Source organism: Pseudomonas sp. RtIB026 (assembly GCF_016861355.2).
GTDB lineage: Bacteria > Pseudomonadota > Gammaproteobacteria > Pseudomonadales > Pseudomonadaceae > Aquipseudomonas > Aquipseudomonas peradeniyensis.
Map to the genome: position 1 here is coordinate 3,102,623 of NZ_AP023348.2, position 23,917 is coordinate 3,126,539.

Annotated in this window: 22 protein-coding genes; 16 read left to right on the forward strand and 6 right to left on the reverse strand. The window is 66.2% G+C overall.

What is annotated here, in order from left to right; genetic code table 11:
• Positions 1-66 precede the first annotated feature (66 nt).
• The 5 genes from PRtIB026_RS13955 (at position 67) to PRtIB026_RS13975 (ending at position 5,917) form a co-directional block, all read left to right on the forward strand.
• Entirely contained in the window at positions 67-1,245 is a 1,179-nt protein-coding gene (locus PRtIB026_RS13955; protein WP_203647052.1) for an acetyl-CoA acetyltransferase, read from the forward strand.
• A gap of 2 nt (positions 1,246-1,247) precedes the next feature.
• Entirely contained in the window at positions 1,248-2,789 is a 1,542-nt protein-coding gene (locus PRtIB026_RS13960) for a class I adenylate-forming enzyme family protein (protein ID WP_203647051.1), read from the forward strand.
• Positions 2,790-3,018: 229 nt separating this feature from the next.
• Complete coding sequence (locus tag PRtIB026_RS13965; protein ID WP_203647050.1) at positions 3,019-4,353, forward strand: MFS transporter; 1,335 nt, start codon at positions 3,019-3,021, stop codon at positions 4,351-4,353.
• A 288-nt stretch (positions 4,354-4,641) separates the two neighbouring features.
• Positions 4,642-4,938, forward strand: a complete 297-nt coding sequence (locus PRtIB026_RS13970) for a DUF3144 domain-containing protein (RefSeq protein WP_110737748.1) — start codon at positions 4,642-4,644, stop codon at positions 4,936-4,938.
• 157 nt (positions 4,939-5,095) lie between these two features.
• Positions 5,096-5,917 (forward strand): MipA/OmpV family protein, encoded by an 822-nt coding sequence (locus PRtIB026_RS13975; RefSeq protein ID WP_203647049.1) that lies wholly within the window; start codon positions 5,096-5,098, stop codon positions 5,915-5,917.
• 1 nt (position 5,918) lies between these two features.
• Here PRtIB026_RS13975 and PRtIB026_RS13980 read toward each other — a convergent pair whose 3' ends face one another.
• Together PRtIB026_RS13980 and PRtIB026_RS13985 are read right to left on the reverse strand one after the other, a co-directional pair.
• Positions 5,919-6,383 carry a VOC family protein gene (locus PRtIB026_RS13980; protein WP_203647048.1) on the reverse strand — a complete coding sequence of 155 codons (465 nt, stop codon included), beginning with the start codon at positions 6,381-6,383 and terminating at the stop codon, positions 5,919-5,921.
• 41 nt (positions 6,384-6,424) lie between these two features.
• On the reverse strand, positions 6,425-6,607 hold the full coding sequence (locus PRtIB026_RS13985) for a DUF2986 domain-containing protein (RefSeq protein ID WP_203647040.1): 183 nt from the start codon (positions 6,605-6,607) through the stop codon (positions 6,425-6,427).
• 154 nt (positions 6,608-6,761) lie between these two features.
• On the opposite strand from PRtIB026_RS13985, the gene PRtIB026_RS13990 reads away from it, so the two are divergent.
• The 5 genes from PRtIB026_RS13990 to PRtIB026_RS14010 all read left to right on the forward strand — a co-directional run bounded on the left by PRtIB026_RS13990 (position 6,762) and on the right by PRtIB026_RS14010 (position 12,971).
• Entirely contained in the window at positions 6,762-7,529 is a 768-nt protein-coding gene (locus PRtIB026_RS13990) for a ribonuclease T2 family protein (protein ID WP_203647039.1), read from the forward strand.
• Positions 7,530-7,551: 22 nt separating this feature from the next.
• Positions 7,552-9,243, forward strand: coding sequence for a phospholipase D-like domain-containing protein (locus PRtIB026_RS13995; protein WP_203647038.1), 1,692 nt, complete (start codon positions 7,552-7,554; stop codon positions 9,241-9,243).
• A gap of 356 nt (positions 9,244-9,599) precedes the next feature.
• Positions 9,600-10,235: a lytic polysaccharide monooxygenase auxiliary activity family 9 protein gene (locus tag PRtIB026_RS14000; protein WP_203647037.1), complete on the forward strand. Its 636-nt coding sequence runs from the start codon at positions 9,600-9,602 to the stop codon at positions 10,233-10,235.
• A 37-nt stretch (positions 10,236-10,272) separates the two neighbouring features.
• Positions 10,273-11,319, forward strand: a complete 1,047-nt coding sequence (locus tag PRtIB026_RS14005) for a chitinase (RefSeq protein WP_203647036.1) — start codon at positions 10,273-10,275, stop codon at positions 11,317-11,319.
• A 185-nt stretch (positions 11,320-11,504) separates the two neighbouring features.
• Entirely contained in the window at positions 11,505-12,971 is a 1,467-nt protein-coding gene (locus PRtIB026_RS14010) for a DNA-3-methyladenine glycosylase 2 family protein (RefSeq protein WP_244670906.1), read from the forward strand.
• 28 nt (positions 12,972-12,999) lie between these two features.
• Here PRtIB026_RS14010 and PRtIB026_RS14015 read toward each other — a convergent pair whose 3' ends face one another.
• A complete protein-coding gene (locus PRtIB026_RS14015; protein ID WP_203647032.1) occupies positions 13,000-13,797 on the reverse strand; it encodes a helix-turn-helix transcriptional regulator in 798 nt (265 codons plus the stop codon).
• A 300-nt stretch (positions 13,798-14,097) separates the two neighbouring features.
• Here PRtIB026_RS14015 and PRtIB026_RS14020 point away from each other — a divergent pair, with 300 nt between their 5' ends.
• Positions 14,098-15,462 carry an APC family permease gene (locus tag PRtIB026_RS14020; protein WP_203647029.1) on the forward strand — a complete coding sequence of 455 codons (1,365 nt, stop codon included), beginning with the start codon at positions 14,098-14,100 and terminating at the stop codon, positions 15,460-15,462.
• Between the two features lie 17 nt (positions 15,463-15,479).
• Complete coding sequence (locus PRtIB026_RS14025; RefSeq protein ID WP_203647027.1) at positions 15,480-16,589, forward strand: P1 family peptidase; 1,110 nt, start codon at positions 15,480-15,482, stop codon at positions 16,587-16,589.
• A 147-nt stretch (positions 16,590-16,736) separates the two neighbouring features.
• Here PRtIB026_RS14025 and PRtIB026_RS14030 read toward each other — a convergent pair whose 3' ends face one another.
• The gene (locus PRtIB026_RS14030; RefSeq protein WP_203647025.1) at positions 16,737-18,068 is read right to left on the reverse strand and encodes an MFS transporter; all 1,332 of its coding nucleotides are present in this window, start codon (positions 18,066-18,068) and stop codon (positions 16,737-16,739) included.
• Positions 18,069-18,222: 154 nt separating this feature from the next.
• Between PRtIB026_RS14030 and PRtIB026_RS14035 the strand changes: the two genes are divergently transcribed.
• Together PRtIB026_RS14035 and PRtIB026_RS14040 are read left to right on the forward strand one after the other, a co-directional pair.
• Positions 18,223-19,326, forward strand: coding sequence for a sugar diacid recognition domain-containing protein (locus PRtIB026_RS14035; RefSeq protein WP_203647022.1), 1,104 nt, complete (start codon positions 18,223-18,225; stop codon positions 19,324-19,326).
• A 101-nt stretch (positions 19,327-19,427) separates the two neighbouring features.
• On the forward strand, positions 19,428-20,567 hold the full coding sequence (locus PRtIB026_RS14040; RefSeq protein WP_203647020.1) for a glycerate kinase: 1,140 nt from the start codon (positions 19,428-19,430) through the stop codon (positions 20,565-20,567).
• An 84-nt stretch (positions 20,568-20,651) separates the two neighbouring features.
• On the opposite strand, the gene PRtIB026_RS14045 is transcribed toward PRtIB026_RS14040, so the two are convergent.
• Positions 20,652-21,542: a dihydrodipicolinate synthase family protein gene (locus PRtIB026_RS14045; protein ID WP_203647019.1), complete on the reverse strand. Its 891-nt coding sequence runs from the start codon at positions 21,540-21,542 to the stop codon at positions 20,652-20,654.
• 33 nt (positions 21,543-21,575) lie between these two features.
• On the reverse strand, positions 21,576-22,358 hold the full coding sequence (locus PRtIB026_RS14050) for an aldolase (RefSeq protein ID WP_203647018.1): 783 nt from the start codon (positions 22,356-22,358) through the stop codon (positions 21,576-21,578).
• A gap of 154 nt (positions 22,359-22,512) precedes the next feature.
• On the opposite strand from PRtIB026_RS14050, the gene PRtIB026_RS14055 reads away from it, so the two are divergent.
• Positions 22,513-23,055 (forward strand): helix-turn-helix domain-containing protein, encoded by a 543-nt coding sequence (locus tag PRtIB026_RS14055; RefSeq protein ID WP_203647017.1) that lies wholly within the window; start codon positions 22,513-22,515, stop codon positions 23,053-23,055.
• Positions 23,056-23,065: 10 nt separating this feature from the next.
• The gene (locus PRtIB026_RS14060) at positions 23,066-23,842 is read left to right on the forward strand and encodes an AraC family transcriptional regulator (protein WP_203647016.1); all 777 of its coding nucleotides are present in this window, start codon (positions 23,066-23,068) and stop codon (positions 23,840-23,842) included.
• Positions 23,843-23,917: the final 75 nt, after the last annotated feature.

Here is a 23,917-nt window from a genome sequence, read left to right on the forward strand (position 1 = left end):
TAGCGTGGGATTCGGGTACTGCCACATTGTATGCAATACCCGCTTCAAGGACAGAAGAAAACCACCATGCTCCACGATTCCATCTCCATCGTCGCCGCCGCGCACAGTCCCTTCGGCCGCCTGGATGGCCTGAACCTCGAGGACCTGATCGTCCAGGTCACCCGCGATGCCCTGCAGGACGCGGCCATCGACGCCGCCGAGATCGACGCGCTGTTCCTCGGCCACTTCAACTCAGGCCTGGTGGCCGACGGCTTCCCGGCCTCGCTGATGCTGCAGGCCGACCCGCAACTGCGCTTCAAGCCCGCCACCCGCTGCGAAAACGCCTGCGCCTCGGGCTCGGCGGCGATCCAGGCCGGGATCAACGCGATCCGCAGCGGCGCCGCCGAGCTGGTGCTGGTGGTCGGCGCGGAGAAGATGACCGGCAACAGCACGGTCGAGGTCACCCGGGCGCTGGCCGGCGCTGGCTACCAGAACGACCTGGCGGAAGCCGGGCTTAGCTTCGCCCAGCTGTTCGGCCAGGTAGCGCAGCAGTACACCGAGCGCTACCACAGCCCGTTGGCGTCGATGGCAGCCATCGCCGTGAAGAACCACGCCAACGCCATGGCCAACCCGCTGGCGCAGATGCACCGGGTGATGGACTTCGAGCACTGCAACCAGGTGTCGCCAAGCAACCCGCTGATCGCCGCGCCCCTGCGCCTGACCGACTGCTCGCTGATCAGCGATGGCGCGGCGGCGATCGTCCTGGCCTCGCCCGAGCGCGCCCGCTCGATGCGCCGCCAGGTGGCGATCCGCTCGATGGTCCAGGTCAACGACTTCCTGCCGCTGTCGCGTCGCGACATGCTGGCCTTCGAGGGGCCGCAACGGGCGATCCACGGGGCGTTGCGCGAGGCGGGGGTGACCCTGAACGACCTGAGCTTCGCCGAGGTGCACGACTGCTTCACCATCGCCGAACTGCTGATCTACGAGGCCATGGGCCTGGCGCCAAGGGGCGAGGGGCACCGGGCGCTGGACGATGGCATCGTGCGCCAGGGCGGACGGCTGCCGGTGAACCTGTCCGGCGGGCTCAAGGCCAAGGGCCATCCGGTGGGCGCCACCGGGGTGTCGATGCATGCCCTGGGCTTCGCCCAGTTGACCGGCAAGCCCATCGGCCTGGGCGTGCCCAACGCCGAGTTCGGCCTGCTGTTCAACATGGGCGGCATGGCGGTGGCCAACTATGCCAGCGTGTTGCAAGCGGTCAGGGTCTGAGGATGAACATCGCCCATTGGCTGCAGGATGCAGCCCAGCGCTGGCCCGAGCGTCCGGCGCTGTTCGACGGGGAGCGTCAGGTGGCCGATTACCGGATGTTCGCCGCCCAGGTGCGGGCACGGGCACTGGAACTGCGTGACGTGCATGGCATCGAACCGGGCGACCGGGTGGCGTTGCTGATGAAGAACAGCTGCGTCTACCTGGAACTGCTCTACGCCATCTGGTGGAGCGGGGCGGTGGCGGTGCCGATCAACAGCAAGCTGCACGCCCTGGAAGCGGCCTGGATTGCCGGCAATGCCGGGGCGCGCCTGATCTATACCGACGAGGGCGAGCTCTTCGACAGCGCGACCCTGCCAGTCGGCTGCCGTGAGCTGGCTGCGCCTGTCCTGGCCGCGCCCGGCGCGCTCGACAGCGATCAACTGGCGCAGCCGCACCCGCGTCAGGACAGCGACCTGGCCTGGCTGTTCTACACCTCCGGCACCACGGGGCGTTCCAAGGGCGTGATGCTGTCCCATGGCAACCTGGTCGCCATGTCGCTGTGCTACCCGCTGGACGTCGACCCGGTAACCGCCGTCGATGCCGTGGTCTACGCCGCGCCGATGTCCCATGGCGCCGGGCTGTACAACTTCGTCCACGTGCGCTGCGGCGCCCGGCACGTGGTGCCGCTGTCCCGGGGCTTCCAGGCCGCGGAGCTGTTCAGCCTGGCGCAGACTCTGGGACAGATCTGCCTGTTCGCCGCGCCGACCATGGTCAAGCGCATGGTCGAGCAGGCCCGCCAACAGGGTTATGACGGCGCGGGCATCAAGACCATCGTCTACGGCGGTGGCCCGATGTACCTGGCGGACCTCGGCGAAGCCCTGGACACCTTCGGCCCGCGCCTGGTGCAGATCTACGGCCAGGGCGAATGCCCGATGACCATCAGCGCGCTGTCGCGTGAGGTCATCGCTGACCGTGAACATGCCGACTGGTCAGCCATCGCCGCCTCGGTGGGGCGGGCCCAGGCCTGTGTCGAGGTGCGCGTGGTGGACGGCGCGGGCCAGCCGCTGGCGGCCGGCGAACCCGGCGAGATCAGCGTGCGCGGGCCGGTGGTGATGCAGGGTTACTGGAATGATCCGCAGGCCACCCGGGAGGCCCTGGTGGACGGCTGGCTGCGCACCGGCGACATCGGTTTTCTCGACGAGCGCGGTTACCTGACCCTGACCGACCGCAGCAAGGATGTAATCATCTCCGGCGGCAGCAACATCTACCCGCGCGAAGTCGAGGAGGTGCTGATCCAGCATCCCGAGGTGTTCGAGGCCTGCGTGGTGGGGGAGGCCGACGCCGAGTGGGGCGAGTCGGTGGTGGCCTTCGTCGTGCCGCGCACGCCCGGCAGCCTCGATGCCCAGGTGCTCAACCAATGGTTCCTGGCGCGCATGGCCTCGTTCAAGAAACCGAAGAAGTACCTGTTCTGCGCCGAGCTGCCGAAAAACAGCTACGGCAAGATTCTCAAGACCCAGCTGCGCCAGTGGCTGCAGGACGCCGACGGGGCGTTCGCCAGCCACTGACCCTAATGCCAGTCAGTTAGCGCTTCATCGCACTTATTGGGGCTGCTTTGCAGCCCTTCGCGGGTAAACCCGCTCCCACAGGATCGCGCAAACGCTGAATCGAGCGCTGTACCTGTGGGAGCGGGTTTACCCGCGAAGGGTCGCGCAGCGACCCCAATTGGCTTAACTGACTGGCATTAGCCACTGACCCGCATCTTTCATGGAAAGCACCACGACAGGAGTTCCCGACATGGGCATGTCACCCGGCAACACCCAGCGCCAGCGGCGCCGCGCCTTTATCGGCGCCACCACCGGCCACTTGATCGAGTGGTACGACTACGGCGTCTACGGCTTCCTGGCCTTGTACATCGGCAAGGCCTTCTTCGTTTCCGACGACCCCACCAGCAGCCTGCTGGCGAGCTTCGCGGCCTTCGCCCTGAGCTTCTTCATCCGCCCGCTGGGCGGCTTGTTCTTTGGCCCGCTGGCGGACAAGATCGGCCGTCGCCGCACGCTGATCACGGTGCTGGTGATGATGGCCGGCTCCACCTTCCTGCTCGGTCTGCTGCCGACCTACGCCAGCATCGGCATCGCCGCGCCGGTGATCCTGGTACTGATCCGCTGCGTGCAGGGCTTCTCTGCCGGCGGTGAGATCGGCACCATCACCAGCTTCATTTCCGAATACGCCGGCCCCGGTCGACGCGGCTTCGCCACCTGCTGGCTGATGGTCACCGCAGTGCTCGGCCTGCTGCTGGGCGGCGCCGTGGCCAATGGCATGACCTGGGCGCTGGGCGCCGAACTGATGCAGGACTGGGGCTGGCGCATCCCGTTCCTGATCGCAGGTCCCCTGGGCTTCATCTCGCTGTACATTCGCCTCAAGCTCGAGGACAGTCCCGAGTTCCTCGCCCTGGTGGAAGCCGGGCAGACCTCCAAGGCGCCGCTGCGCGAGGTATGGCAGTGGAAGCGCTCGATCGCCCTGGTGTTCTTCATCATCACCCTGCACAGCTCGATCTTCTACCTGGTGCTGACTTTCGCCTCGACCTACATGTCCAACACGCTGAAGTTCGACAGCGGCACCACCTTGCTCTACGTGTTCGTCGCCAGCCTGTCGGCGGCGCTGGTGATGCCATTGGGCGGCGCCTTCACCGACCGCTATGGGCGCAAGCCGTTCCTGATGGTGATCGGCACCCTGGCGACCCTGGCCATGTACTGGTTCTTCAAGACCGCGCCCGGCGCCACCCCGGCCACCCTGTTCTGGCCGCTGATGGCGGTGGCGATCCTGTTCGGGCTGTACGCTTCGTCGACCTACGCGTTGATGAGCGAACTGCTGCCGACGCGGATCCGCTCCACCGGCATCGCCATGGCCTACAACATCCCGGTGGCGGTGTTCGGCGGCAGTGCGCCGTTGATCTCTACCTGGCTGATCAAGGTGACCGGGGATATCACCGCGCCGTGGTACTTCTACGTGGGCACCGGTGTGGCGTCGCTGGTGGCGCTGGTGGTGCTGCGCAAGGAGGATTTCGTCGCCTGTGGCCACGATGCGCGGCAGTCTGTTGATCCGAGCCCTTTGAACCTGCGCTCGGTTTAAGGCGAAGGGACCTCTGTGGGAGCGGGTTCACCCGCGAAGCAGGCGGCGCGGTGGATGGCACCGGCTCTGCCGGTGTTCGCGGCGGTGCGGCGGTCCGATAAACCCGCTCCCACAGGTAGGGATTTCGAGCCTTGTATCCGGGGCAGGACAGCATTCTGTTACAGTCGCCGCCTCAATCTATCGGTCTGGGGATGCAGGCCGCACCCAACTGTGCGCGCCTGATGAGCCGGCTGTTCACTGTTCAGGCCAAGACGGCCTGAGACAAACATTTCCAATAGGTATACCGCCATGGCACAAGCCACCGACCAGGCCTTCTACGACCGCGCTGATGCGCATATCGAGCTGGCCAACCAGCAGATCGAGAAGCTCGAAGACCTCGGCAAGGTCAGCGCTTCGATGACCTTCGCCGCCAGTCGCTTCAACGCCTGGATGACGGCGCGCAGCTTCAAGTCAGCGCAGGAGATGGCCGCGGCGCGGGAGGAGTTGTTGAAGTACTTCTGCGAGCAGTACCGGATGATGCTCGAGGACAACCTCGACGAGCATATCCAGCACTTCGACCGCTATGTGCTGGGCCAGGACAGCTGAGGCCTACCCGGAAAATTCAGCCATCTTCACACGACCTTGACAATCGCTGGAAGGAACATTGACAGACCCTCGCTAGAGTGCGCGCCAGTTGAAATGCGCCGGGCAATCCCGGTGCGTTTCCCGCAGCGTCGAAAACTTTATCCAGCGAGTCATGATCATGTTCGAATCAACGTCCATCAGGAAGATACTGGGCACTTCGCTTGCCCTCAACGCGGCACTTGCCTGCAGCCAGGCCAATGCCCAGGAAAAGACTGCGCCGGACATCATCTGGGGCGACGAGACCCAGGTCACCGCAGGCTTCGCCCTGCATGCCGCGCCGCGCTACATGGGCGCGAAGGGCAGCCAGGGCCACCTGTTGCCATCGGTGACCCTCCAGCGCGGCATCTTCTTCGCCGACAGCCTCAAGGGCGTGGGCGTCCAGCATCAGTTCGACAGCGGCTTCAGCGCCAGTCTCTCGCTCGGCTACGATTTCGGCCGTGCCGACGGTGACAGCAAGTACCGCGCTGGCTCGGACGATTTGAAAGGCATGGGGGCGGTAGGGGGAGCGACGGTGGTCAACATCGACCTGGCCCAGCAGGTCCTGCCCTGGCTGGCGGTCACCGCCGGCGCCGAGTTGCGCACCGGTGGCTACAAGCGCGGCAACAGCTACCAGTTCGGCCTGCTGAACACGCTGCACCAGAGCGACGCCGACATGGTCACCCTGGGCCTCAATGCGCATGCGGGGCAGGCCAAGTACAACCAGACCTACTTCGGCGTCACTGCCCAGCAAAGCGACAACACCGATTTCGATCGATTCAAGGCGGACAAGGGCATCTATGCCTACTCGGGCGAGCTGTCGTGGATGCACCGGTTCGACCCGCACTGGTCGACCATCGCCAGCGTGAACGTGATGCACTACACCGACCAGGTCCGCCACAGCCCGATCATTCGCCGGGATACGCCGGTCACCTCGACCGTCGGGGTGCAGTACGCATTCTGATTCAGGCTTGCGGGAGGAACGCCTCCTCGATGAAGGCTTCGAGCGCCTGTGCCTCGATGATCTCGATCGAGAAATGCCCAAAACGCTTCGGCAGCCAGATGATGCGGGCACCGGCAGGCGACTGCAGGTGCTCGCGCGCCAGCGGCTTGCCGTTCTCGTCCTCGGGCTGGATGCCGTTGGCCGTCAATTGGTCATAGGCCTGTTTGATGTCCGGCGTGGAGTAGCAATGGCGGTAGATCATCCCTTCGCCATGGCTGTCGAGCAGGTCCTTGAGGTTGCCCGCCAGCGGCTGCACCAGCATGAAACGCTCCTGGCCGATCCGGGCGATGGCGTAGTGCACATGCAGGCCGCCGCGCTCCCAGACGAGCGTGCGCGAGATCTCGGCGCCCAGCACCTGGGCGTAGTAGGTACAAGCGGCCTGCAGATCGGCGACCAGCACATCCACGTGGCTGAATTTCAGGTCCATCGCATCGCTCGCTCTATCGGCAGGTGTTGTCATTATCAGGCTCAGGGCTGTGCGGGGGAGGTGCTGTCTGCCGTGGCCTGCTCGGCGCCCAGGCTGGCTTCGGCCGCCAGTTTCAGCCGGTCGGCCTTGGAGATGTAGGTGTTGCGGTTTTTCGGCGCCAGTTTGGCGCTGGCCTTCTTGGCGTGGGCTTTCAACAGCTGGTTGATCTTTTTACGACGGTTCATGTTTTTTCGCTTCATTGGCGCCTGGTGGTACGGCAGGGACGAACGATACAACAAAGCGCCACTGACGAATCGTCATATTCGCGCTACACCATCACCTGACGGGTTTGTACGAGCGACAGGCACGGAGCCTGTCGAACCCGACAAGGAGGTCATCATGCAAGGATCACCACGGCATTGCGCTTGGGTCAGAACGCTGCTCTGGGGCTGGCTGGCCGCCGCCTCACCGATCTTCGCCGAGGAAATCTGCGCGTTGCCCGACGCCGTCGAGCCCGCGCCGGTGCGCCCGGTGGACTACGTCAACAAGGACCTGCCCACCGACTACCTGGCGCTGGTGCTGTCCTGGTCGCCGGAACACTGCGAGAGCCAGCGCAACAAGCCCAAGGCGCAACGGGACAAGCATGCCTTCCAGTGCTTCTCGGGCAATCGTTTCGAATGGGTGGTGCATGGCCTGTGGCCGCAGAACCGTTATGCCAAGTCCAACCAGGACCATCCTCGCAACTGCCAGAGCGTCGGCTCGCTGCCGGCGCCACTGGTCAGGCAGCACCTGTGCATGATGCCGGGGCCGGACCTGATGCAGAACGAATGGCAGGCCCACGGCACCTGTGGCTGGTCGTCCGCCAACCGCTACTTCGCCGATATCCAGCGGGTGTACGACACGCTGCGCCGTCCCGACACGCAAGCCATGCTCGGCAGCAACCCTGGCCCCAATCAACTGGTTAACGCCAAGGTCAGCGACATCAAGCAGGCCTTCCTGGCCCGCAACCCTGCATTGCCGGCACAGAGCCTGCGGGTCTCGGTGGGTTCGGGCAACCGTCTGAAGGAGCTTTGGGTGTGCCTGGACAAGCAGCTCGCTGCGATCCCGTGCCCGAGCGGCGGGACCCCCGACAATCAGCAGATCAAGGTCAGGACGCCGTTCCAGTAACCGGCCTGCAAGGAGTGCACCCATGCGAGCATCCGCCACTGGCGACTATCTGCGGGTACGGGCCATCGCCGGCACCCATGTCGTGTTCCTGGCCTGGGACTTCGTCACGCCGCCGAGCCTCGAGACCCTGGTCGGCGAGCAGAACCTGCTGGGCTTTGCCGTACACCGTCGGTACTTCGACGCGGCCGGCAAGCTGCGGACCCAATACTATCTGCGCGGCCTCAAGCGCTTCGCCGACAAGGACAAGGGGCTGCCACCGGGCACGCTGGTGCCGACCAGCGAGCATCCGATCCAGAGTTTCCTGTGGGCCGACTACACCGTCGCGCCCGAAGGGGAGTACGCCTACACGGTGCAGCCGGTGTTCGGCGAGCCCAGGAACCTGCGCATCGACGACGCCCGAGGCGTCGCGGTGCGCGTGCGCTGTGAGCCCACGCTTGCGCCGGGCGGCGAGGGCCTGAGGCACGATATCCATTTCAACCGCGGCGTGATCGGCTCCCAGGCTTATGCCAGGGAATTCGATAACGTCGCTCCCGATCCCGATGCGCCGGCCTCCAAACCGATGAAATGGCTTTCGCGGGGCCTGTACGAGGCCCTGCTCGACTTCATCGGGCGCGGCGGCGCGAAAGGCATGGGCCTGCGCGCGGCATTCTACGAGTTCCAGTACCTGCCGGTCGCCCAGGCCCTGCGCGAGGCCGCCCGTGAAGGCGACGTGCAGGTCGTCTTCGATGCCCAGAGCAAGTACAAGGCGAACAACCTGGCCACCATCGAGCAGGCCGGCCTGCAGGCCTGGGTGCATCCGCGCACGGTCAGCGAAGGCATCCGCCACAACAAGTTCATCGTGCTGCTCAAGGATGGCCAGCCGGTCAGCGTCTGGACCGGCTCGACCAATATCTCGGCTGGCGGGATCTTCGGCCACTCCAATGTCGGCCATGTTGTCCACGACCCCATCATCGCCCGGCAATACCTGGACTACTGGACGCGGCTGCAACAGAACATGACCCCAGCCAGGCTGCGTGCGCCCAATACCCAGGCTACCCCGCTGCCCGCCTTGCCGTTGCAGCCGGGCACCTACCCGCTGTTCAGTCCCCGCGAGCGCAAGGAAACGCCCCAGGCGCAGAAGACCTTGCAGTGGTACGCGGACCTGGCCGGCGCAGCCCGTCAGCTGGTGTGTTTTACCGCCGCGTTCGAGATCGCTCGGGAGTTCCAGGAGGTGCTCCAGGCGCAGAACGACGTGCTGCGCTACGTGATCAAGGACGACCCGCTCAGGAAGACCGAGAACATCGGCACCGACGGTGACGTGATCTTTGCCGCCGGCAGCTTCCTGGGGGAGGACAACCCGCTGACCAACGCGCTCAAGGAGCGTGACAACCCGCTGAACAGCAACGACTACGTGCATACCAAGTACCTGCTGGTCGACCCCCTGGGCGAGCAGCCCACGGTGGTGACCGGGTCGGCGAACTTCAGCGCCGCCTCCCAGGAGAAGAACGACGAGAACATGCTGGTGATCCACGGCGATACCCGGGTGGCGGACATCTACTTCGGCGAGTTCATGCGCCTGTTCGATCACCACTATGCGCGCTACCTGGCGGCGAAGTACCAGGCCCGGCCCGGGAGCACCGGCAACTACCTCAAGCCGCAGGCCGGGCAATGGCTGCCCGCGCACCTGGATCCGGCGAACTACCGGTCGAAGCGGCGGCGCTATCTGGTCGGCTGACAGCCCCACAGGCCATGCGCTATCCCTTGTAGGAGCGGCCTTGTGCCGCGAAAGGGCTGCGAAGCAGCCCCGGCAATTTCGAGGGTGACTCAGAACCTGGGGCCGCTGCGCGCCCCTTTCGCGGCACAAGGCCGCTCCTACAGGGCCATGCGCCGCCTGGGCATGTAGGTGATTTGCTCCATGATGGGTAGGAGAAGCATAGCGATACTGTATGAATATCCAGTATTCATTGGGGTTTCTCCAAACGACCGGCGTCAGTGCGCAAAATCGCCCCGTGGACAATAAATCCAGCTCCGTTAATTTGAAGACCTCTTCCTAGGAAAGGGAGAGTTCTCAAACCTTATGGAGCTATGAACATGAACCAACCACAAAACCAGAACCCGCTTCGCCACGGTCGCGTCACTTCTCCGGCCTCCCGCGGCGCCGTCGCCATCGACCTGGGCGTGCTCAGCGGCTGGCAGGTCGACGAAATGGAAGGCGGCAAGAACTTCCCGGCCCTGGCGGCCGGCCCGTTCCCCGCACCGTTCCAGTCGGACAACCCAAGCGTCGCCCCGCCCGCCGACGGCTACATCCTCAGCGGTGGCAAGACCGACGCCCGCGACTGCGTCAACTTCACCGACGAGGAAATGAGCAAGAAGCTCAACCGCGCCTTCACCTGGCCGCTGGTGAACGTCGACCCCGGACAGCTGTTCAAGGTGACCTGGCGCTACACCGCGCCGCACACCACCCGCGGCTACCGCTGGCTGATCACCAAGGACGGCTGGGATCCGAAACAGCGCATCAGCCGTGCGCAGCTGGAGGACAAGCCGTTCGCCGAGGACTTCTACCCGCAGGTGCCGTACTACAGCCATGCCGGCGAGCTGAAGGCCAAGGTCGACCACGAAGTGAAGCTGCCGGCCAACAAGAAGGGCCGTCATGTGATCGTCCTGATGTGGATCGTCGCCAACACCGGCAACGCCTTCTATCAGGCCTTCGACGTCGACTTCAAGTAAGTCCGCGGATCTTCCACACGTTCTAAAGGATTGGAACATGTCAAAGATTGATTTTACCCAACTGAAGGCCGCGCGCGACGACGCCGCCTCGCGCATGCCCAGCCTCGAGGGCAAGAAGATCCTCATGGGCTACTGGCACAACTGGCCGGCGGGCCCTGCGGACGGCTACCAGCGCGGGCAGTTCGCCAACATGAGCCTGGAGGAGGTGCCGCGCGACTACAACGTGGTGGCCGTGGCATTCATGAAGGGCAGCGGCATTCCGACCTTCAAGCCGTACAACCTGTCCGATGCCGAGTTCCGCCGCCAGGTCGGCGTGCTCAACAGCCAGGGCAGGGCGGTGCTGATGTCGCTGGGCGGTGCCGATGCGCATATCGCGCTGAACCCGGGCCACGAACAGCCGCTGGCCAATGAAATCATCCGCCTGGTGGAAACCTACGGTTTCGACGGGCTGGACATCGATCTTGAACAGAGCGCGATCGACTTCGCCGCCAACAAGACCGTCCTGCCCGCCGCGCTGAAGCTGGTGAAGGATCACTATGCCGCCGAGGGCAAGCATTTCATCATCAGCATGGCACCGGAGTTCCCCTACCTGACCAGCGCCGGGCGCTACGTCGACTACCTCAAGGCACTGGAGGGCTACTACGACTTCATCGCCCCGCAGTTCTACAACCAGGGTGGCGACGGGTTGTGGGTGCAGGAGGCCAACAACGGCAGGGGCGCCTGGATCGCCCAGAACAACGATGCGCTCAAAGAGGACTTCCTCTTCTACCTGACCGAAAGCCTGGTCAGCGGCACCCGCGGCTTCACCCGGATTCCGGCCGACAAGTTCGTCATCGGCCTGCCGGCCAACGTCGATGCCGCCGCCACCGGCTATGTGGTCAACCCGACGGCGGTGACCAACGCGTTCAAGCGCCTGTACGCCAAGGGCGTGTCGATCAAGGGCCTGATGACCTGGTCGGTCAACTGGGATAATGGGGTCAACAAGGACCACGTGCCCTACAACCAGGAGTTCAGCCGACGCTACGGGCCGCTGATCAACGGCACCAAGGCGCCCGCACGCACCCGCAAGGCGCCGACCGCCTGATCGAACCCGCATCGGGCAGACGTGCCTGATGCCCGGCAGTCGAGGCCTGCCGGCGTGATCGATCAATGAAAATCCGATGCCGCAAGGCATCGGATTTTTTGTCGTCTGCAGACTAGGCTCGCTCTGCGAGCCATATGTCCGAAAATGGCGAGCCTCCAGCGAATCCAGGGCATAGGATGTCGCTCATGACCAACCTCATCGATTCCCCCGAAAGCGATGCCTGCTACCTGGCTCTCAAGGCGCACGATGCGCGCTTCGATGGCGCCTTCTTCGCCGCGGTCACCAGCACCGGCATCTATTGCCGGCCGGTGTGTCGGGTCAAGACGCCACGGCGCGACAACCTGCGGTTCTACCGGCATGCCGCCCAGGCCGAGGCGGCGGGTTTCAGGCCGTGCCTACGCTGCCGCCCTGAGCTGGCCCCGCGGGCGGTGGCGTGGAGTACCGAGGATGCCTCGCGCATCCTGGCCGTGCAGGCGGCGCGCATGATGGACGAGCCGCAGAGCGTGCGTACGATGGTCGACATCGCCCGGCACCTGGGGGTGAGCGACCGCCATCTGCGACGCATCTTCGAGGCGCATTTCGGGGTTTCGCCGCTGCAGTACCTGCAGACACGTCGGCTGCTGGCGGCCAAGCAACTGATCGCCGACACGCAGCTGCCGATGACCCAGGTGGCGTTGGCCAGTGGATTTGGCAGTGTGCGGCGCTTCAACGATGCGTTCTCCCAGCACTATGGCCTGAATCCCAGTACGTTGCGTCGCGCCCGCTCGACCGCGAATGGGCAAGGGGTGAGCATTCGCCTGGGCTGGCGCCCGCCCTATGACGTGGAGTCGATACTGGGCTTCCTGCGCCTGCGCGCCATCCCGGGCCTGGAATGGGTGGAGGGCCGGCAGTACATGCGCACCCTGCGCCTTGTGCAGGGCCAGCAGGCGTGCAGCGGCTGGCTGAGTGTGAGCCTTGACGACCAGCGTGCCCAGGCGCAGGTGACCATCAGTGACAGCCTGGCAGGCGTTTTGCCCACGCTGATCAACCGTGTGCGGGCCGCGTTCGACCTGGATGCCGACCCGGTGGCGATCCACAGTGTGTTGCAGGCGACGTTCCCGGCGAGCGAAGGCATGCGTGTGCCCGGCACGCTGGACGGTTTCGAGCTGGCGGTGCGTGCCGTGCTTGGCCAACAGATCACCGTGGCCGCCGCGCGCACGCTGGGCGCGCGCCTGGTCGGCGCCTTTGGTGAGTCTATCCAGACGCCCGTTGCAGCGCTGGACCGTCTGTTTCCCACACCGACCAGCCTGGCGGCGGCCAGTGGTGACGCCCTTGGCCGACTGGGCATCACGCGCCAGCGCCAGGCCGCCCTCAAGGGCTTGGCCGAGGCCGTGGGGGAGGGGCGCCTGCTGCTGAGCCCCGGTGTCGATGTCGCGGCCACTTGCGCCCAGTTGCGGGACTTGCCCGGCATCGGCGACTGGACGGCCCAGTACATCGCCTTGCGCGCGTTGCGCTGGCCCGATGCGTTTCCGGCGGGTGACGTGGCACTGCAGAAGGCGCTGGGGGTGAACAGCGCCAAGGCCGCGACACAGGCTGCGCAGGGTTGGCGGCCCTGGCGTGGCTATGCCGTGCTGCGTGCCTGGCAGGGGCTGGCAGATCCGGCGCGTCCGTGAGCGTCTTGGCAAACGCTGTGCGGCGGGCTCAGGGATCCTGCGGATCATGCCCCAGCGATTGCAGGAACAACGAGAACAACTCCGGTTGCGACGAGATATCCAGCTTGGCATAGAGATGCCGACGATGGACCTTGATGGTTTCCGGGGAAATGGCCAGGCGCTCGGCCATGGCCTTGGATGAATAGCCGCGCAGGATCAGCCGGGCGATCTCCAGCTCGCGCTCGGACAACACCTTGGCGCCGAACAGGCTCATGGCGTCGCGCACCTGATGGGCCATGCCTGCCACGGGCGTCGGGCGCAGGCTCTGCTGCAGCCAGTGCTGGGCCATCAGCGCAACCACCCACGGGCAGACCACCGCCAGCAATCCATGGCTGGCGCTGTCGAACCGCTCGCGGCGTCCCAGCGACAGCGACAGGGCGCCACTGTCCCCCAACTGCACGATGAACTGCACCTCGTCTTCCAGCACATGGTCGTGGAAGTACTTGAGGTAGTACTCGCTCTGGCGGAACTGGTCCGGTGCCACTTCCTCGAGCCTGTGCAGACCGTCGCCGATGCGCTCCTGGCAGGCCTGGTAGAACGGGTCGAGCTGGTACAGGCCGCTCAGGTACAGGGCCATGGCCTCGGGGTTGCCTTCACCCCGGGCATCGAAGATCTCCAGCGCCCGGGGCAGGCCGGCGCGGGGGTAGAACATCGCCAGGGCGTTGTCGAACACCAGCCACTGCTGCAACAGCAGGATCAACTGGCGCCAGAAACGCGGCTGGCCGATCTGTTCGACGGTGCGGGCCAGGCCTGCGTGGGTGCTGGCTTCGGTGAACAGGTTGTGCATGAGACCCCATTGCTGGCGACTGTTACTAGTCAGTTGGCTGGAATGAGGGGGGCGTGGGAGCGGGCTTGCCCCGCGATATTGCAGGGTTGCCTGACGCTACGCCATCGCGGGGCCAGCCCGCTCCCACAAAATTCAACCTGCGATTGCGCAGTCTTGTGAGGTTTCCTGCTCCCCGTCAAGAGGCGTACCCCCTTTAGGTAATTGGCCCAGTCGCTGCGCCAGCCTACAGTCCAGCCCAGGTCCAGCGGCCGCGTGACCGGTTTTCCCCTCACAACCAATAACAACCAGAGGAAAAACGCCATGAGCTCCAGCACAGCGCCCACGGGCGCACTCCAGCAACGGCTGGGGGTGTTCGACGTGGTCGCCATCACCGTGTCGGCGGTGACCCCGGCCAGTTCCGTGTTCGTCATCGCCCCGTTCGCCATCCAGCAGGCCGGCAGCGGCGCCTTTCTCTCGTTCATCATGGCGGCGGTCCTGGCGCTGATGTTCGCCTGGTGCTACGCCGAGCTGGGGCGTGCCCACAGCTCCGCCGGCGGCGAATATGTGTACGCCAAGCGGGTGTTCGGCGGGCTGGCCGGCTACGCCACCTTCCTCACCGTGCTGGCTTCGATGCTGTTCATCCCGCCGGTGCTCGCCGCTGGTGCCGCCACCTACCTGAACAACGCCCTGGGCACCAGGTTCGACACCCAGGCGGTGGCCCTGGTGATCGTGGTGTCGAGCTATGCGCTGGGCATTCTCAATATTCGCCTGAACGCCTGGATCACCGGGTTGTTCCTGTTCTGCGAGATCGCCGCGCTGCTCGTGATCGTGACCCTGGGTTTCGGCAACGCCGGCCAGCCGGTGGCGAGCCTGCTGCAACCGCAGATGCTCGAGCAGGGCAGCCTGGTCGTCGCGCCCTGGGCGCTGGTGCTGGGCGCGGTGGGCATGGCCCTGTTCGCCTTCAACGGCTACGGTGGCGCGGTGCTGCTGGCCGAGGACATGAAGGACCGTGGTCGCACCGTGCACCGGGCCGTGCTGTGGTCGCTGGCGGTGGTAGTGGCGATCGAGGTGATACCACTGGCGGCGCTGCTGATCGGCGCACCGTCGTTGCAGGCGATGCTGGCCAGCGGCGACCCGATCGGCTACCTGCTCACCGCCCACGGCAACCAGACCCTGGCGCGGCTGGTCAGCGCCGGGATCTTCCTCTCGGTGTTCAACGCCATTGTCGCCATTGTCATTCAGGTCGGCCGGGTGGTGTACAGCAGCGGCCGCGATGCGATCTGGACGCCAACCCTCAACCGCGCCTTCACGCTGATCCACCCGCGCTGGGAATCGCCGTGGCTGGCGACCCTGTTCCTGGCCGTGCCGTCGGCGTTGCTGAGCCTGTCCGGCAGCCTGGAACAACTGACTTCGTTCACCGTGCTGCTGTTGTTGCTGATCTACCTGGTGGTGGCGGCCTGCGCACTGTGCAGCCGGGTGCTGCGCCGCGACCGTGAGCACCCGTACCGCATGCCGCTGTGGCCGTTGCCGGCGTTGCTGGCGGTCAGCGGCGCCGGTTGGCTGCTGGTGACCTTGCTGCGCGAGGCATCGCTGCGCGACCTGTTGATCATTCTCGGGCTGCTGGCCGTGTCGATGGTGTTGTACAGCACCCACGGCCGCCTCAGCCCGACTTTCCAGAAATTGTGAGCATCCAAGGAGTACACATGCGTGCGCGTCAACTGGGCATCACCCTCGGCCACGGCACCCCGGGCCCGTTCAATGCCATCACCGACGTTCCAGGGGTACGGGTCGGCCACAGCACCCTGATCGACGAGCAACGCCCGGCGCCGATCCGCACCGGGGTGACCCTGATCGAGCCGCGCGCGGGCGCGGCCCGTCAGCAGCCGTGCTTCGCCGGCTGCCACGTGCTCAACGGCAACGGCGACGCCACGGGGCTGGAGTGGATTCGCGAGGCCGGGCTGCTGACCACGCCGATCGCCATCACCAACACCCACAGCGTCGGCGTGGTGCGCGACGCGCTGATCGCCGCCGAGCGCGAGCGTCTGCCGGACGACGCGGTGTACTGGTGCATGCCGGTGGTGATGGAAACCTACGATGGCCTGCTCAATGACATCTGGGGCCAGCACGTGACGCCGGCGCAGGTGCGCCAGGCGCAGCAGGCCGCGGAGTCAGGCCCGGTGCAGGAAGGCCCGGTGGGCGGTGGCACGGGGATGATCTGCCACGAGTTCAAGGGCGGCATCGGCACTGCCTCGCGGCGCCTGGAGGACGGGCAGGGGGGCTGGACGGTCGGCGTCCTGGTCCAGGCCAACCATGGCCAGCGACGCGAGCTGCGGGTCGACGGCTATCCGGTCGGGCGCCAGCTGGGTCACCTGCCGTCGCCCTTCGCCGAGGCCGAGGCGGGCACGCCGGGGATGGGCTCGATCGTGGTGGTGATCGCCACCGACGCGCCGTTGCTGCCACACCAGTGTCAGCGCCTGGCGCAGCGGGCGTCGATCGGCATCGCCCGCACCGGCGGCGGCACCGAGGACTCCAGTGGGGATATCTTCCTGGCGTTTTCCACCGGCAACCAGGGATTGCCGCCCGCTGACTACGGGCGCAAGGGGCTGGCCCAGTGCACGGGCGTGCAAATGCTCAACAACGACCATATCTCGGGGTTGTTCATGGCGGCGGCGGAGGCGGTGGAGGAGGCGATCGTCAATGCCTTGCTGGCGGGGCGGACGATGCAGGGCAAGGGTGGGTTGGTGGTGCCGGCGCTGGAGGGGGATACGCTGCTGACGGCGTTGCACGAGGCGGGGTGGAAGCCTCGTAACTAGCAGTACCGTTTCCCCCCTGTAGGAGCGGCCTTGTGCCGCGAAAGGGCCGCGTAGCGGCCCCGGCAATTCATGCGTCGACGCTGAGATTCCGGGGCTGCTGCGCAGCCCTTTCGCGGCACAAGGCCGCTCCTACATAGGGCGTTAACGTTACGAGCGGGCACCTGCCAAGGCAGCACTACCACCCCGCGAAACCCGCAACGCCACCAGGCTGCCGACCACGATCAACCCCGCCAGCGCATACAGCGCCGCATCGGTCGACCCGGTCTGGTCCTTGATGAATCCCACCAGGTAAGGGCTGAGGAACCCCGCCATCTGCCCCACCGAGTTGATGATCGCCAGGCCCGCTACGGCGGTACCGGCGGTCAGCAGCGCGGTCGGCATCGGCCAGAACATCGGCAGGCCGGTCAGCGCGCCCATGGTGGCGATGGACAGGCCGAGGATGGCGATGGGCGGGTTGCCGGCGAAGTTCACCGCGATCAGCAGGCCCAGGGCGCCCATCAGCATCGGCACCACAAGGTGCCAGCGGCGCTCGTTGCGCAGGTCCGCCGAACGGCCGACCAGGATCATGAACACACCCGCCAACAGGTACGGGATGGCGCTCAGCCAGCCGATCAGCAGCGGGTTGTCGAAGCCCATGTTCTTGATGATCGACGGCAGCCAGAAGTTGATGGCGTAGACGCCGCTCTGGATGCAGAAGTAGACGAAACCGAAGGTCCAGATCAGCGGGTTGGTCAGCACCGACAGCACGCTGTCACCGCGGGTGGCCGGCTTGCTGGCGGCGTCGGCCTTGAGGTCCGCCTCGATCAGCTGGCACTCGGCCGGGCTCAGCCACTTGGCAGTCTGGTAGCCGTCGCTGAGCAGCACGATGGCCAGCGCGCCGAGCACCACGGTGGGCAGCCCCTGGATCAGGAACATCCACTGCCAGCCGGCCAGGCCATGCTGGCCGGCGGCGAAGTGCTCGAGGATCCAGCCGGAGAAGGGTCCGCCGAGCAGGCCGGACACCGGGATCGCCGACATGAACAGGGCCATGATGCGGCCGCGGCGGTCCGCCGGGAACCAGCGCGAGAGGTACAGCACCACGCCGGGGAAGAAGCCCGCTTCGGCGGCGCCGGTGAGCAGGCGCAGGGCATAGAACTCGGTGGGGGTGGTGACGAACAGCAGGCAGGTGGACAGGCTGCCCCAGGCGATCATCATCAGCGCGATCCAGCGCCGCGGGCCGAAGCGGTTGAGCGCCAGGTTGCTGGGCAGGCCGCAGAGCACGTAGCCGATGAAGAAGATGCCGGCGCCGAGGCCGTACACGGTTTCGCTGAATTTCAGCGCGTCGAGCATCTGCAGCTTGGCGAAGCCGACGTTGACGCGGTCCAGGTAGTTGAACAGGTAGCAGATGAAAATGAACGGGATCAGCCGCAGGGTAATGCGCCGGTACAGCGCGTTGCGGGTGATCTCGATGCCTTGGTCAGGGGCGGGGCTGTGTGCCATGATCGGGTTCTCTGTTGTTATGGTTGTCACCGCGTCGCCTGTGCCGGCGCTCGCCTTGAGCAGTCTCGGGGAGTGTAGCGCGGCTGTCTTTGTGCTTTTGCACAGTGTCAGGTGCAGGCTGCTGTGCCGTCGACCAATGCCGAAGGACCCTTACATGTTCGAGCTGGACCACGACCTGGCCCAGGACATCGTCAACCGGGCGATGGCCATCCTGCCGTGCAACGTCAATGTGATGGACAGCCAGGGCCTGATCCTCGGCAGTGGCGAGCCCGAGCGCATCAATACCCGTCACGAAGGCGCGCAACTGGTGCTGGCCAACGGCCGCATCGTCGAGCTGGATACGGAAGCGGCCAAGTGCCTCAAGGGCGTGCAGCCCGGCGTCAACCTGCCGCTGATGCTCGATGGCCGGCTGATCGGCGTGCTGGGGCTGACCGGTGATCCGCAGCAACTGCGCACCTACGGCGAGCTGGTGCGCATGACCGCCGAGATGTTGCTGGCCCAGCGTCACCTGCAGGTGGAGCAGCAATGGCGCCGCCAGCGCTGCGACGACCTGCTGGCGCTGCTGCTGGGCGGCAGCGGTGAGTCACCGCGCCTGGTCGACGAGGCCCAGCAACTGGGGCTCAAGCCCAACCTGCCACGGATTCCCTGCCTGTTCGAGCTGCGCGCCGGGCCGCCTGCCGAGGCCCTGTCAGCCTGGCTGATGAGTCGCTACCCGGACAGTTGGTGCGTCAGTCCCGCACGCCAGTCGCTGCTATGGTGCCGCCCGGCGGGCGTGGTGCTGGACGAGCCGCGCCTGTTCGAGCGCCTGCAGCGCCATGGTTGGGACGTCGAACGCCTGGCCCTGGGCAGCCCGGCGCAGAGCCTGGAGCAGTTGCGCCGTGGTTATCGGCGGGTTCGCGACCTGCAGGCCTACGGCCGTGAAGTGCTGCCTGACGAGCGTCTGCTGAGCCTGGAGCGCTACCGCTTGCCGGCTTTGCTCTGGCGGCATCGCAACGACGATGCCCTGGATGAGCTGCTCGAACCGTTGCAGCGCATCCGCGCCAAGGACGCCAGTGGCCAGTTGCTGCTCACCCTGCGTGCCTGGTGCGCCCATGACGGGCAGAGCCAGGCCTGCGCCGAGGCCCTGGGAATCCATCGCAACAGCCTGCGCTATCGGCTGGAGCGGATGGCCGAGGTGGGGGAGGTGGACCCGTTGCGGATGGAGGGGATGCTGAGCCTGTATTTGGGGTTGCAGTTGTTGCCGGCAAAGGGGCTGTAGAGGCATCCGCCCAATCAACGCCCCTGGGTTTTGTGCATCCGACCGAGGCTGGCGTGGCGTACACCTGTCAGCATGCGCGACAACAGGACAGGAGAATCCCCATGAAGATCGTCATCGCCCCCGACTCGTTCAAGGACAGCCTCGATGCTGCCGGTGTCGCCCGCGCCATCGCCGCCGGCCTGGCCGAAGTCTGGCCGGCGTCCGAGCGCATCGAATGCCCGATGGCCGATGGCGGCGAAGGCACCATGGAGGCGATCGTCGCCGCCAGCCATGGCGAACTGCGTCGCCAGGTGGTACGCGGCCCGTTGGGCGAGACGGTCGAGGCGGGCTGGGGCTGGCTGGCCGAGAGCCGCACGGCGGTGATCGAGATGGCCCAGGCCAGTGGCATCCAGCTGGTGCCCAACGGCCAGCGCGACGCTTGTCGCAGCAGCACCTGGGGCACCGGCGAACTGGTGGCGGCGGCGTTGGCGGCCGGTGCCTCGCGCATCGTCCTGGCCATCGGCGGCAGTGCCACCAATGATGGCGGTAGCGGCATGTTGCGGGCGTTGGGCCTGCGCTTGCTGGATGCCCAGGGCGAGCCGTTGGCCGAGGGCGGACTGGCCCTGGCGCAATTGGCGCGCATCGACGCCAGCGACCTGGACCCGCGCCTGGCGCAGGTCCAGGTGGAGGTTGCCGCCGATGTCGACAACCCGTTGTGCGGGGACAACGGTGCTTCGGCGATCTTCGGCCCGCAGAAGGGCGCCAGCCCCGAGCAGGTGCAGGCCCTGGACCAGGCCTTGGCACATTTCGCCGACCATTGCGCAGGCCTGCTGGGCACGGATGTGCGTGACCAGCCGGGCAGCGGCGCGGCCGGGGGCATGGGGTTTGCCGCCAAGGCGTTCATGGGCGCGCAGTTCCGCCCGGGCGTCGAGGTGGTCGCCGAGCTGGCCGGGCTCGATGGCCTGGTGCAGGGCGCGGACCTGGTGATCACCGGCGAAGGACGCTTCGATGCCCAGACCCTGCGCGGCAAGACGCCGCTTGGGGTGGCGCGTGTGGCCAGGCGTCATGGTGTACCGGTGGTGGTTTTGGCGGGGACCCTGGGTGCCGGTTACGAGCAGTTGTACGCACAGGGCATCGACGCCGCCTTTGCCTTGGCCAGCGGACCGATGACCTTGGAGCAGGCCTGTGCCCAAGCCGAGACGCTGCTGCAGGCGCGGGCCGGGGATGTGGCGCGGTTGTGGCAGGTGGCGCGCCAGCGCTGATCAGAACACCGTCCGGGTCGGGGCGGTGTTCTCAAGTGTGTAGATGACCTGTGGGAGTGGCCCCCCACAGGCACGTTGACGATGTCAGCCCTGATACAAGGCGTCGAGCAGCGCCTTCAGCTGGTCGCGGCCCTGGGCATCCAGCCCGAACACCGGCCGGCGCGGCTCGCCCACCGGCAACCCGGTCATCTCCAGGCCAGCCTTGATGGTCGCCGGCAAACCTCCCTTGAGAATGAAGTCAAGCAACGGCAGTTGGCGGTAGAACAGCGCCTTGGCCTGTTCCAGCTCACCGTTCTGCACCGCCTGGTACAACCGCAGGTTCAGTTCGGGAATCAGGTTGGCCGCCGCCGTGCACCAGCCCGTGGCGCCCGCCACGAAGGCTTCCAGCGCCAGCGGGTTGCAACCGTTGTAGAACGGCACCTGGCCTTCACCGAGCAGTTGCAGCTTGTGCATGCGCTGGATGTCGCCGGTGCTCTCCTTGACCATGGTCACGTTGTCCACCTCGCGGACGATGCGCAGGATCAGCTCCACCGGCATGTCGGTGCCGCTGGTGGCCGGGTTGTTGTAGAGCATGATCGGCAAATCGATGGCCGCGCCGATGGCGCGGTAGTGCTGGACGATCTCGGCTTCGCTGAGTTTCCAGTAGGCCGCCGGCAGCACCATTACCGCGTCGGCGCCGTGCTGCTGGGCGAAGCGGGCGCGGCGCACGGCACCGGCGGTCGTCAGGTCGGAGACGCTGACGATGCTCGGCACGCGCTTGCCGATGCGCTCCAGGCTGTACTGGGCGACCTGCTGCCATTCGCCGTCGCTCAGGTAGGCGCCTTCGCCGGTGCTGCCCAGCGGCGCGATGGCGTGGACGTCGCCGTCGATCAGGCGGTCGATGGAGCGGCCCAGGGCCGGCAGGTCAAGCTGTTCACCGTCCTGGGTGAACGGGGTGATGGTGTAGCCGATGATGCCGTGGAATCGAGTGGTCATGGTGTGTGGCTCCGCAAGCAAGGCAAGATGGGGTCAGGCGAGGCAATCGGCGTGCTGGCGCAGCGCCTGCCGGGCGTAATAGTTGAAGGCGGCGCCGTGGCGCTTGGGCCGGTCGATCCAGTCGTGGGCGTCGCGGCCGAGCTCCGGGGCGATCGGCTTGATGGTGCCGGCGGCCATCGCCAGCAGTTGCAGGCGCGCGGCGCGCTCGATCAGCTGGGCGTAGACGCAGGCTTGCTCGATGCTGGTGCCGGTGGACAGCTGGCCGTGGTGCGAGAGCAGGATGGCGCGCTTGTCGCCCAGGGCGGCGCTGATGATCTCGCCTTCCTCATTGCCCACCGGCACGCCCGGCCAGGCCTCGAGGAACGCGCAGTCCTCGTACAGCGGGCACAGGTCCATGTGCGAGACCTGCAGCGGCACTTCGAGCATGGAAAGCGCGGCGACGTGGGTGGGGTGGGTGTGGATGATGCAGTTGACGTCGGGGCGGGCGCGGTACACCCAGCTGTGGAAGCGGTTGGCCGGGTTGGGCATGCCCTGGCCTTCGAGCACTTCGAGGTCTTCGTTGACCAGCAGCAGGTTGCCGGCGGTGATTTCGTCGAAGCCCAGGCCCAGTTGCTGGGTGTAGAAGGTGCCCGGCTGCGGACCGCGGGCGCTGATCTGCCCGGCCAGGCCCGAGTCGTGGCCGTTATCGAAGAGAATTCGGCAGGTCAGGGCCAGCTTTTCGCGCACAGTCCACGTATTATCGGCAAGCGAGCCTTGCATCTGTGTCAGTGCCTTTTGCACCAGCTGGTCTTTGCTGAGGGTAAGGGTATTGGCCATGGGGAGCTTTCCTCTGTGGCGTGATGACGGATGTCAGGGCTGGCTCGCCCCCGAGCTTTGGACGGTGAGGGGGCGAGCCATCAGATGACACAAATAATCCTATATGACACAAAGTGTCATAAGCAAGTGCGTTTGTTCGGGAAACCCGCGTCACATGTCTATCCGACTGAAACTGCTGAGAAAGAAACTGGGCATCACCCTTGAGCAACTGGCCGGCAAGTCCGGCATGACCAAGAGTTACCTGTCCAAGGTCGAGCGCGGCCTCAACACGCCGTCGATCGCCGCCGCGCTGAAGCTGGCGCGGGCGCTGAACGTCAATGTCGAGGAGCTGTTCGACGGCGAGCACGACGGCCAGGCGCGCTACAGCCTGGTGCGCCGCGGCGAGCGCCAGGCGCTGGTGGGTGGTGGCGAGGGGCCGGGATATGCGGTGCTGACCTCCCAGGTTGGCCAGCGCAGCCTGCTGCCGTTCCTGATCCAGCCACCGACCGCGTTCAGCGACCCGACTTTCAAGGAGCACGAAGGCGAGGAGTTCCTGTTCGTCCACGAGGGCCAGGTGGAGGTGGACTTCATGAGCGAACGGGTGTTGCTGGAGGCGGGCGATGCCCTGCATTTCAATGCCCAGACCCCGCACCGCCTGCGTTCGGTCGGCGAGCGCCAGGCGCAGTTGCTGGTGGTGGTGCAGGGCGGCGAGGGGTGAGGGCGGGGCGATGATCGAGGTCTCGCGGTTCTGGCGTGATCCGGCATTGCCCTTTGTCGAAGCCCGGCGCGTGGGGGACGGCCGCCAGGTGTGCTATGCGGCCCATTCCCACGAGAGTTTCTCCATCGGCGTGATTACCGGTGGGCGCAGCACCTACCTGACCGGCAACGCCCGGCATGAGGTGGCGGCGGGGAGCACGGTGCTGATGAACCCGGGCGTGGTGCACACCTGCAACCCGATCCAGGGCGAGCCCTGGTCGTACCTGATGCTGTTCGTCGACATGCCCTGGCTGCTGGCGCGTGGCTTCGCGCTGCCCTCGGCGACCTTGAGCACATCGGCGGTGCTGTACGGGCAGTTGCTGGCGCTGTTCGCCGGGTTGTTCGAGCCCGGCAACGAGGGTCGGGAGGCGCAGCTGGAGGCGTTCTTCAGGGGCTTGGCGCAGGTGCTGGAGGCGGACGCGAGCGGCCAGCCACCACGCCATCCACGTCTTGAGCTGGCCGCCGCGTTCATCCGTGCCCATCGCCTCGACCCGCTGACGCTGGAGGACATCTGCGCTGCGGCGGGGCTGTCACGGGCCTACCTGATCCGCGCGTTCGGCAAGCGCTTCGGCCTGACGCCCCATGGCTACCTGCTCGACCAGCGGGTGCAGCACGCCCGGGCGCAACTGCGGGCCGGCAGGCCGATTGCCGAGGTTGCGCTGGAGGCGGGGTTCGCCGACCAGGCGCACCTGCAGCGGGCCTTCAAGCGCCACCTGGCGACCACGCCTGGGCATTATCGCAATGGCTGAGACAGGAGGGAGATCGCCCAAGACTTCGGGCTGTGTTGTCGCGCAAGGAACTGTGCCCCTGTGGGAGCGGGTTTA

Excerpts from the sequence above, each read along its gene's own strand:
- PRtIB026_RS13955 (WP_203647052.1), top strand. The coding sequence starts at position 67 with ATGCTCCACGATTCCATCTCCATCGTCGCCGCCGCGCACAGTCCCTTC.
- PRtIB026_RS13960 (WP_203647051.1), top strand. The coding sequence starts at position 1,248 with ATGAACATCGCCCATTGGCTGCAGGATGCAGCCCAGCGCTGGCCCGAG.
- PRtIB026_RS13965 (WP_203647050.1), top strand. The coding sequence starts at position 3,019 with ATGGGCATGTCACCCGGCAACACCCAGCGCCAGCGGCGCCGCGCCTTT.
- PRtIB026_RS13970 (WP_110737748.1), top strand. The coding sequence starts at position 4,642 with ATGGCACAAGCCACCGACCAGGCCTTCTACGACCGCGCTGATGCGCAT.
- PRtIB026_RS13975 (WP_203647049.1), top strand. The coding sequence starts at position 5,096 with ATGTTCGAATCAACGTCCATCAGGAAGATACTGGGCACTTCGCTTGCC.
- PRtIB026_RS13980 (WP_203647048.1), bottom strand. The coding sequence starts at position 6,383 with ATGGACCTGAAATTCAGCCACGTGGATGTGCTGGTCGCCGATCTGCAG.
- PRtIB026_RS13985 (WP_203647040.1), bottom strand. The coding sequence starts at position 6,607 with ATGAACCGTCGTAAAAAGATCAACCAGCTGTTGAAAGCCCACGCCAAG.
- PRtIB026_RS13990 (WP_203647039.1), top strand. The coding sequence starts at position 6,762 with ATGCAAGGATCACCACGGCATTGCGCTTGGGTCAGAACGCTGCTCTGG.
- PRtIB026_RS13995 (WP_203647038.1), top strand. The coding sequence starts at position 7,552 with ATGCGAGCATCCGCCACTGGCGACTATCTGCGGGTACGGGCCATCGCC.
- PRtIB026_RS14000 (WP_203647037.1), top strand. The coding sequence starts at position 9,600 with ATGAACCAACCACAAAACCAGAACCCGCTTCGCCACGGTCGCGTCACT.
- PRtIB026_RS14005 (WP_203647036.1), top strand. The coding sequence starts at position 10,273 with ATGTCAAAGATTGATTTTACCCAACTGAAGGCCGCGCGCGACGACGCC.
- PRtIB026_RS14010 (WP_244670906.1), top strand. The coding sequence starts at position 11,505 with ATGACCAACCTCATCGATTCCCCCGAAAGCGATGCCTGCTACCTGGCT.
- PRtIB026_RS14015 (WP_203647032.1), bottom strand. The coding sequence starts at position 13,797 with ATGCACAACCTGTTCACCGAAGCCAGCACCCACGCAGGCCTGGCCCGC.
- PRtIB026_RS14020 (WP_203647029.1), top strand. The coding sequence starts at position 14,098 with ATGAGCTCCAGCACAGCGCCCACGGGCGCACTCCAGCAACGGCTGGGG.
- PRtIB026_RS14025 (WP_203647027.1), top strand. The coding sequence starts at position 15,480 with ATGCGTGCGCGTCAACTGGGCATCACCCTCGGCCACGGCACCCCGGGC.
- PRtIB026_RS14030 (WP_203647025.1), bottom strand. The coding sequence starts at position 18,068 with ATGGCACACAGCCCCGCCCCTGACCAAGGCATCGAGATCACCCGCAAC.
- PRtIB026_RS14035 (WP_203647022.1), top strand. The coding sequence starts at position 18,223 with ATGTTCGAGCTGGACCACGACCTGGCCCAGGACATCGTCAACCGGGCG.
- PRtIB026_RS14040 (WP_203647020.1), top strand. The coding sequence starts at position 19,428 with ATGAAGATCGTCATCGCCCCCGACTCGTTCAAGGACAGCCTCGATGCT.
- PRtIB026_RS14045 (WP_203647019.1), bottom strand. The coding sequence starts at position 21,542 with ATGACCACTCGATTCCACGGCATCATCGGCTACACCATCACCCCGTTC.
- PRtIB026_RS14050 (WP_203647018.1), bottom strand. The coding sequence starts at position 22,358 with ATGGCCAATACCCTTACCCTCAGCAAAGACCAGCTGGTGCAAAAGGCA.
- PRtIB026_RS14055 (WP_203647017.1), top strand. The coding sequence starts at position 22,513 with ATGTCTATCCGACTGAAACTGCTGAGAAAGAAACTGGGCATCACCCTT.
- PRtIB026_RS14060 (WP_203647016.1), top strand. The coding sequence starts at position 23,066 with ATGATCGAGGTCTCGCGGTTCTGGCGTGATCCGGCATTGCCCTTTGTC.